This window comes from Actinomadura sp. WAC 06369, assembly GCF_003947565.1.
In the GTDB taxonomy this organism is placed as follows: Bacteria; Actinomycetota; Actinomycetes; order Streptosporangiales; family Streptosporangiaceae; genus Spirillospora; species Spirillospora rifamycini.
This window is the reverse complement of record NZ_QHJN01000260.1, coordinates 1-7032: the sequence shown is the minus strand read 5'-3', so window position 1 is coordinate 7032 and position 7032 is coordinate 1. Positions and strand designations below refer to the sequence as shown.

At 75.9% G+C, this 7032-nt stretch carries 9 protein-coding genes and 1 riboswitch; of the genes, 5 read left to right on the top strand and 4 right to left on the bottom strand.

Going from position 1 to position 7032, the window contains the following annotated elements; all coding sequences use genetic code 11:
• The coding region (locus tag DMH08_RS37445; protein ID WP_325052982.1) for a serine/threonine-protein kinase at window positions 1-935 on the top strand (935 nt) is incomplete at its 5' end.
• A gap of 15 nt (window positions 936-950) precedes the next feature.
• Here the strand turns inward: DMH08_RS37445 and DMH08_RS40625 are convergent.
• From DMH08_RS40625 to DMH08_RS37430, 4 genes are all read right to left on the bottom strand, one after another.
• Window positions 951-1103 carry a hypothetical protein gene (locus DMH08_RS40625; RefSeq protein ID WP_169528898.1) on the bottom strand — a complete coding sequence of 51 codons (153 nt, stop codon included), beginning with the start codon at window positions 1101-1103 and terminating at the stop codon, window positions 951-953.
• A gap of 47 nt (window positions 1104-1150) precedes the next feature.
• Complete coding sequence (thiE, locus tag DMH08_RS37440; RefSeq protein ID WP_199748192.1) at window positions 1151-1822, bottom strand: thiamine phosphate synthase; 672 nt, start codon at window positions 1820-1822, stop codon at window positions 1151-1153.
• A 72-nt stretch (window positions 1823-1894) separates the two neighbouring features.
• Window positions 1895-2269, bottom strand: a complete 375-nt coding sequence (locus DMH08_RS37435) for an Rv2175c family DNA-binding protein (protein ID WP_034521592.1) — start codon at window positions 2267-2269, stop codon at window positions 1895-1897.
• Window positions 2270-2349: 80 nt separating this feature from the next.
• Window positions 2350-3585: an NAD(P)/FAD-dependent oxidoreductase gene (locus tag DMH08_RS37430; protein WP_026405750.1), complete on the bottom strand. Its 1236-nt coding sequence runs from the start codon at window positions 3583-3585 to the stop codon at window positions 2350-2352.
• Between the two features lie 90 nt (window positions 3586-3675).
• Window positions 3676-3788: riboswitch (TPP riboswitch) on the top strand.
• Here DMH08_RS37430 and thiO point away from each other — a divergent pair.
• The 4 genes from thiO to DMH08_RS37410 form a co-directional block, all read left to right on the top strand.
• On the top strand, window positions 3778-4905 hold the full coding sequence (thiO, locus tag DMH08_RS37425; protein WP_125620959.1) for a glycine oxidase ThiO: 1128 nt from the start codon (window positions 3778-3780) through the stop codon (window positions 4903-4905). It overlaps the preceding riboswitch by 11 nt.
• On the top strand, window positions 4902-5102 hold the full coding sequence (gene thiS / locus DMH08_RS37420) for a sulfur carrier protein ThiS (protein ID WP_026405748.1): 201 nt from the start codon (window positions 4902-4904) through the stop codon (window positions 5100-5102). Before thiO ends, thiS begins: the two co-directional genes overlap by 4 nt.
• Window positions 5103-5104: 2 nt before the next feature.
• On the top strand, window positions 5105-5920 hold the full coding sequence (locus DMH08_RS37415) for a thiazole synthase (RefSeq protein WP_199748191.1): 816 nt from the start codon (window positions 5105-5107) through the stop codon (window positions 5918-5920).
• A 143-nt stretch (window positions 5921-6063) separates the two neighbouring features.
• Window positions 6064-7032: DMT family transporter (locus tag DMH08_RS37410; RefSeq protein ID WP_148108640.1), on the top strand; the 969-nt coding region annotated here is incomplete at its 3' end.

Here is a 7032-nt window from a genome sequence, read left to right as displayed (position 1 = left end):
CCCCGGTCCCCCGCGACCTGCGGCGCCGCCCCGCGTCCGCGCTCGGCCCCGGCGACCCGGACGACATCGGCGGCCGCCCCCTGCTGGGCCGGCTCGGCGAGGGCGGCCAGGGCGTCGTCTACCTCGCCGAGGACGACGACGGCGGACTCTGCGCGGTGAAGCTGCTGAAGGGCGGCATGGCGGCCGGGCGGCGCGCCCGCGACCGGTTCGTCAAGGAGGCCGACGCGGCCCGGCGGGTCGCCGGGCGGCACACGGCGCAGGTGCTGGACGCCGACGTGACCGGCGACCGGCCCTACATCGTCAGCGAGTACGTGGACGGCCCGTCCCTGCAGGAGGTCGTGGCCGACGAGGGCCCGCTGCCGGACCGCCGGCTGCACCGGGTCGCGCTCGGCACCGCCGCCGCGCTCGCCGCGATCCACCGCGAGGGGATCGTCCACCGCGACTTCAAGCCCGGCAACGTCCTCCTCGGCCCGGACGGCGCCAAGGTGATCGACTTCGGCATCGCGCGCGTGGCGGACGCGACGCCGCTGACCACCGGGCCGCTCGGCACCCCCGCCTACATGGCCCCCGAGCAGATCGAGGACGAGCCCGTCGGGCCGCCCGCGGACGTCTTCGCGTGGGGCGCGGCGATGGTGTTCGCCGCCACCGGGCGGCCGCCGTTCGGCACGGGCCCGAACGCCGCGGTGATGCGCCGGGTGACGTCCCGGCCGCCGGACCTCGGCGGCCTCGACGGCCCGCTGCGCGACCTCGCGGCCCGCTGCCTCGACAAGAACCCGCAGGCGCGGCCGTCCGCGCGGCAGCTCGTGCGGGCGCTGCGCGAGGGCAGCGCCCCGGCGCCCAAGCCGCGCCCGACCCGGATCCCGCGCTACCGCTGGCGCATGATGGTGGCGCTCGCCGTCGTCATGACGGCGGGGTTCGTCATCGGGATCCTGTAGCGGCCGCCGGGCGGCTCACCAGTGCGGCGGGCGCTCCTCCAGCAGCCGGGAGTCGTCGTCGCCGCCGCGCCACTCGCCCCAGCCGGTGTCGGTGTCGTCGGACGTCTGGTCGGGCAGGACGTCGAACTCGTCGTCGAGGTCGACCGGCCGCTCGTCGTCGGGTCCCATGATCCCCATTGTGCGGCATGCCGCGCCCCCGCGAACCGTGCGGGCGGTCACACGGCGGCGAGCCGCCGCGCGAACTCGGCCGCCGCGGCGCCCGGGTCGTCGGCCTCGGTGATCGCCCGCACCACGACCGCGCGGCGCGCACCGGCGGCCGTGACCCGGTCGAGGTTCCCGAGGTCGATGCCGCCGATCGCGAACCACGGCCGGGAGAACTTCTCCCCGGCGGTGTACTCGAGCAGTTCCAGGCCCGGCGCGGGGCGTCCGGGCTTGGTCGGCGTGGGCCACGTCGGCCCGGTGCAGAAGTAGTCGACGCCGGGCTCGGAGGCCGCGGCCGCCGCCTGCTCCGCCGCGTGCGTGGACCGGCCGATCAGCACGTCGCCGCCGACGATCTCCCGCGCCGCCGGCACCGGCAGGTCGTCCTGCCCGAGGTGCAGGATGTCCGCGCGCACCGCGTGGGCGACGTCCGCGCGGTCGTTGACGGCCAGCAGCGCGCCGTGCCGCTCGCACGCGGCCCGGAACACCTCCAGGTACGCCATCTCCTGCCGCGCCTCCAGGCCCTTCTGCCGGAGCTGCACGATGTCGACGCCGTTCGCGAGGACGGCGTCCAGGAACCCGGGCAGGTCGCCGCGCTCCTCACGCGCGTCCGTGCAGAGGTAGAGACGGGCGCGGTCGAGCCGGGCGCGCAGGGCCACGGCGCGGTCGGAGGGCAGGTGCCTGGACACGGTGGGGAGGACTTCCTTCCTGGGCAGTGCTGCGGGGGCCACGCGGACGCGTGACCCCCGGTGGGCGGACGGTCAGAATGCCAGGGCCTGGGCGCGGCGCCGCACCTCGGTCCCGCGGTTCTCGGTGAGCGCCTCGACCGGCGTGCCGGGCAGCGTGTCGTCCGCGGTGAACAGCCAGCGGACGGTCTCGACGTCGCTGTAGCCGGCGTCCGAGAGCACGGTGAGCGTGCCGGACAGGCCCTTGATCACCTGGCCCTCGTGGACGAAGGCCGCCGGGACCATCGGTTCGCCCGCGCGGCGGACCGCGAGCAGCTTGCGCTCGCTGATGAGCTGCTTGATCCGGTTGGTCTTGATGCCGAGCCGCTCGGCGGTCTCCGGGAGGGTGAGCCACTCTCCGGCGAGGGCGTCGGTGCGGGGGTCGAGTGCGCTTTCAACGGTTGCGTGCATCTGCGTCACGCCCCCTTGCTACCACGCCTTCGGAACCGGCAAACCCTCTCGACGACCACCTGTTTCGCGGGGACGCTCCGCTACGCGCGAACGGCCTGGCGGACGGGGGTGTCGGGATCGGCGAGCAGACCGGGGTCGACGGCCGCGCCGGACGCGATCACCCGGCGGGCCTGGACGAGGTCGCGGGGGCGGTCGACGGTGAGGATCGCGTCGAGGCGGTCGCCGGTGAGCCACGCGAGGGCCCACTTGGGGCCGTCCGGGTCGCCGCGCCGGATCATCCGCTCGGACGCCGCGTGGTTCCCGGCGTACTGGACCATGCGGCCGAACTGCTCGGACCAGAAGTACGGTGCCGCGTCGTAGGCGGCGTCCTCGCCGAGGAGGGTCGCGGCGGCGGTCTCGGGGGCGTTGAGGGCGGTGTCCCAGTGCTCGACGAGGAGCCGGCGCCCGTAGCGGGACGACCACCAGGCGGCGCAGTCGCCGACGGCGACGATGTCGGGGCGGGGCTCGCCGGGGGTGCCGGGCTCGGCGCCCTCGTGGCAGGTGCGGAAGGCCGCGTCGGTGACGACGCCGCGTTCGAGGAGGAGGCCTGAGCCGGCGAGCCAGCCGAGGTCGGGCCGGACGCCGACGCCGACGACGACCGCGTCGGCGTCGATGCGGCCGGGCGCCCCGTCGGCGGCCAGGACGAGGCCGCGCCCGTCGACCTCGGCGACCTTGACGCCGGTGCGGAGCTCGACGCCGGCCTCGGCGTACCAGGGCGCGGTCAGGGCGCCGGCCTCGGCGCCGAGCGCGTTCGCGAGGGGCGTGTCGGCGGCCTCGACGACGGTGACCGCGCAGCCCTTCCTCGCGGCGGTGGTGGCGACCTCGGCGCCGATCCAGCCCGCGCCGACGATCGCGACGCGGGCGCCCGGGACGAGGAGGCCGCGCAGCTCGCGGGCGTCCTCGATGGTGCGGACGACGTGCTGGCGGCCGTCGCCGGGCAGCGTGATCGGGGCCGCGCCGGTGGCGATGACCAGGCCGTCGAAGGGCAGGTCGCCGGCCGTGGTGGCGACGACGCCGCCGCGGCCGGGCGCGCCGGGGCGCAGCGCGGTGGCCCGCTCGCCGAGGAGGAGCTCGCAGCGCAGGGCGTCCCAGTCGGCGTCGACGGTGGTGTCGTCGGAGTCGCCCGCGAGGACGGCCTTCGACAGCGGCGGCCGGTCGTACGGCCGGTGCCGCTCGGCCGAGACGAGGGTGAGCGCGCCCTCGTACCCCTTCCTGCGCAGGGCCTCCACGGCGCGCACGCCGGCCAGCCCGCCACCCACGACAACAAGCCTCTCCATGGCGCTCACCTTAGTGGGGCCGCTTTTGCCTGGACATGTGTCCAGACGGTCATGTACGTCACAGCGGTCGTAAAGTGGGGGAAGACCACCCAGAACACCCGCGGGAGTCCGGTGCGACCGGGCTGAGAGGGCGGCTGACCGGGCCGCCGACCGCCTGACCTGATCCGGATCATGCCGGCGAAGGGAGCGCGAATGGAGATCGTCGTCATCGGGGCCGGGATCGTCGGCCTGGCCGCGGCGTGGCGGACGGCCGGCCGGGGCGGCGCGGTGACCCTCGTCGATCCCGCGCCCGCGGGCGGCGCGACGGCCGTCGCCGCGGGCATGATCACCCCTGTCAGCGAGCTGGCCTACGGCGAGGAGCCGCTGCTGCGGCTCAACCTCGCGGCCCACGACCGCTACGACGCGTTCGTGGCGGAACTGGAGGAATTCACCGGGACCGCCACCGGGTACCGCGACGACGGCCTGCTCCAGGTCGCGTTCGACTCCGACGACCTGGCCGTCCTGGACGACCTGCGCCGCTTCCAGGAGAGCCTCGGCCTCCCCGTCGAGGCGCTCACCGGCCGGGAGTGCCGCAAGCAGGAGCCGATGCTGGCGCCGGGCGTGCGGGGCGGGCTGCTCGCCCCGCGGGACGGGTCCGTCGACCCGCGCCGGCTCGCCGCGGCGCTGCTCGCGGCGTGCGAGAAGTCCGGCGTGCGGATCGTGCGGCGCCGCGCGGCGGGCGTGGTCGTCGAGCGGGACGCGGCGGCGGGCGTCCGCCTGGACGACGGGACGGTCCTGCGGGCCGACCGCGTCCTGCTGTCCGCGGGCCCCTGGTCGGGCGACCTCGACGGCCTGCCCGCCGGGACCGTCCCGCCCGTCCGCCCCGTCAAGGGGCAGGTGATCCGGCTGCGCACCCGCGTGCCGTTCCTGCGGCGGTGCGTCCGGGGGCTGGTGAAGGGCTCGCCGGTGTACCTGGTGCCGCGCGCGGACGACGGCGAGATCGTCCTCGGCGCCACGCAGGAGGAGCTCGGGTTCGACACCCGCGTGACCGCCGGCGGGCTGTGGGAGCTGCTGCGGGACGCCCGCGAGCTGATCCCCGGCGTCACCGAGCTCGAGTTCGCCGAGGTCACCGCCGGGCTGCGGCCCGGCTCCCCCGACAACGCCCCGGTCATGGGCGCCTCGGACGTGCCGGGGCTGGTCCTCGGCACCGGGCACTTCCGGCACGGCGTGCTGCTCGCGCCGGTCTCGGCGGACGTGCTGTCCGCGGCGCTGCTCGGCGACCCGGTGCCCGAGGTCGCCCGCCCGTTCTCCCCCGACCGATTCTCCGAGGTGAAGCGATGAAGGTCATCGTCAACGGCGAGCCGCGCGAGCTGCCCGCGGGCACGAGCGTCGCCGCCGCCGTCGCGGCCGTGAGCGCGGCGCCGACCGGCGTGGCCGCCGCGCTGAACGACGAGGTCGTCCGCCGGACGGCCTGGGAGGCGACGCCGCTGCGCGACGGCGACCGCCTGGAAGTGCTGACCGCCGTGCAGGGAGGCTGACGATGGACGACGCGACGAACGACACGAAGACGGCCGGCGGGACGGTGCGGGACGACGCGCTGGTGATCGCGGGCGAGGAGTTCGGCTCGCGGCTGATCATGGGGACGGGCGGCGCGCCCAGCATGCAGGTGCTGCGGGAGGCGCTCACCGCGTCCGGGACGGAGCTCACCACGGTCGCGATGCGGCGGGTGGACCCGGCGGCGCGCGGCTCGGTCCTGGACGTGCTCGCCGAGTGCGGCATCCGCGTGCTGCCCAACACCGCGGGCTGCTTCACCGCGGGCGAGGCGGTGCTGACCGCCAAGCTCGCCCGCGAGGCGCTCGGCACGAACCTGGTGAAGCTCGAGGTGATCGCGGACGAGCACACGCTGCTGCCCGACCCGATCGAGCTGGTCGAGGCCGCCGAGCAGCTCGTCGACGACGGGTTCGTCGTGCTGCCGTACACCAACGACGACCCCGTCCTGGCGCGGCGGCTGGAGCAGGTCGGGTGCGCGGCGGTGATGCCGCTCGGCTCCCCGATCGGCTCGGGCCTCGGCATCCGCAACCCGCACAACATCGAGCTGATCGTCGAGCGGGCGGGCGTCCCGGTCGTCCTGGACGCGGGGCTCGGCACCGCCAGCGACGCCGCCCTGGCCATGGAGCTGGGCTGCGACGCGGTGCTGCTGGCGACGGCGGTGACCCGCGCGCAGTCCCCGGCGATGATGGCCGCCGCGATGCGGCACGCCGTGGAGGGCGGGCGGCTGGCGCGGCTGGCCGGGCGGATCCCGAAGCGCCGGTACGCGCAGGCGTCGTCGCCCTTCGAGGGACTCGCCTCGATGTAGCGCGCCTTAACCGACGGTCAAGAATTATTCGCTGGACCTGAACAATGGACCGCTCTCAGACTGGGGCGGTCCATTGTCGTCCGGCGCAACCGCGCGCCGAACTTCGGTGTTCAGCGAAACGATCCGAATTTAAGGTGCGCTTCATGGAACAGGACATCTCCCCTCCGGCCGCGGCCGGAGGCGTCGACCGGCGCGCGATCGCCGCCGCCACCGTCACGGTCGTCCTGTGGGCCTCGGCGTTCGTCTCCATCCGGAGCGCCGGCGAGGCGTACGACCCGGGCCCCCTCGCGCTCGGGCGGCTGCTCTCCGGGACGGTCGTGCTCGGCGCCCTCTGGCTCGTCCGCCGCGAGGGCCTCCCGCCGCGCGGCGCGTGGCCCGGCATCGTCGCCGCGGGCATCCTGTGGTTCGGCGTCTACATGGTGGCGCTCAACTGGGGCGAGCAGCTCGTGGACGCCGGCACCGCGGCCCTCGTCGTCAACATCGGGCCGATCCTCATCGCGCTCCTCGGCGGCTGGCTGCTGAAGGAGGGGTTCTCCTCCCGGCTGCTCGCGGGCCTGGCCGTGGCGTTCGCCGGCGCCGCCGTCGTCGGGCTGTCGATGTCCGGCGAGAAGGGGTCGCCGCTGCTCGGCGTCCTGCTGTGCGTCGTCGCGGCCGTCACCTACGCGGCCGGAGTGGTGAGCCAGAAGCCCGCACTGCGGCACGCGTCCGCGCTGCAGTTCACCACGTTCGCGTGCGCCGTCGGCACCGTCGCGACCCTGCCGTTCGCGGGGCTGCTCGTGTCGCAGGCCGCCGACGCCCCGGCGGGCGCGACCCTCAACATGGTCTACCTCGGCGTCTTCCCGACCGCGCTGGCGTTCACCACCTGGGGGTACGCGCTGGCGCGGACGTCCGCCGGGAAGATGGGCGCGACGACCTACGCCGTCCCCGCGATCGTCGTGCTGATGTCGTGGGCGTTCCTCGACGAGGTGCCCGGGGCCGTCACGCTGCTCGGCGGCGCGCTGTGCCTGGCCGGGGTCGCCGTGTCGCGCAGCACACCGCGCGGCGAGCGGCGCCGCGGGCCGCGCACCGCCGCGTCCCCCGCCGCCGCGGACGTCCCCGCCGCCGCGCCCGCC

Bases quoted from the DNA above. Each gene is read 5' to 3' on its own strand.
- thiS (WP_026405748.1), top strand. From the start codon at position 4,902: ATGAAGGTCATCGTCAACGGCGAGCCGCGCGAGCTGCCCGCGGGCACG.
- DMH08_RS37430 (WP_026405750.1), bottom strand. From the start codon at position 3,585: ATGGAGAGGCTTGTTGTCGTGGGTGGCGGGCTGGCCGGCGTGCGCGCC.
- DMH08_RS37435 (WP_034521592.1), bottom strand. From the start codon at position 2,269: ATGCACGCAACCGTTGAAAGCGCACTCGACCCCCGCACCGACGCCCTC.
- DMH08_RS40625 (WP_169528898.1), bottom strand. From the start codon at position 1,103: ATGGGACCCGACGACGAGCGGCCGGTCGACCTCGACGACGAGTTCGAC.
- DMH08_RS37415 (WP_199748191.1), top strand. From the start codon at position 5,105: ATGGACGACGCGACGAACGACACGAAGACGGCCGGCGGGACGGTGCGG.
- thiO (WP_125620959.1), top strand. From the start codon at position 3,778: ATGGAGATCGTCGTCATCGGGGCCGGGATCGTCGGCCTGGCCGCGGCG.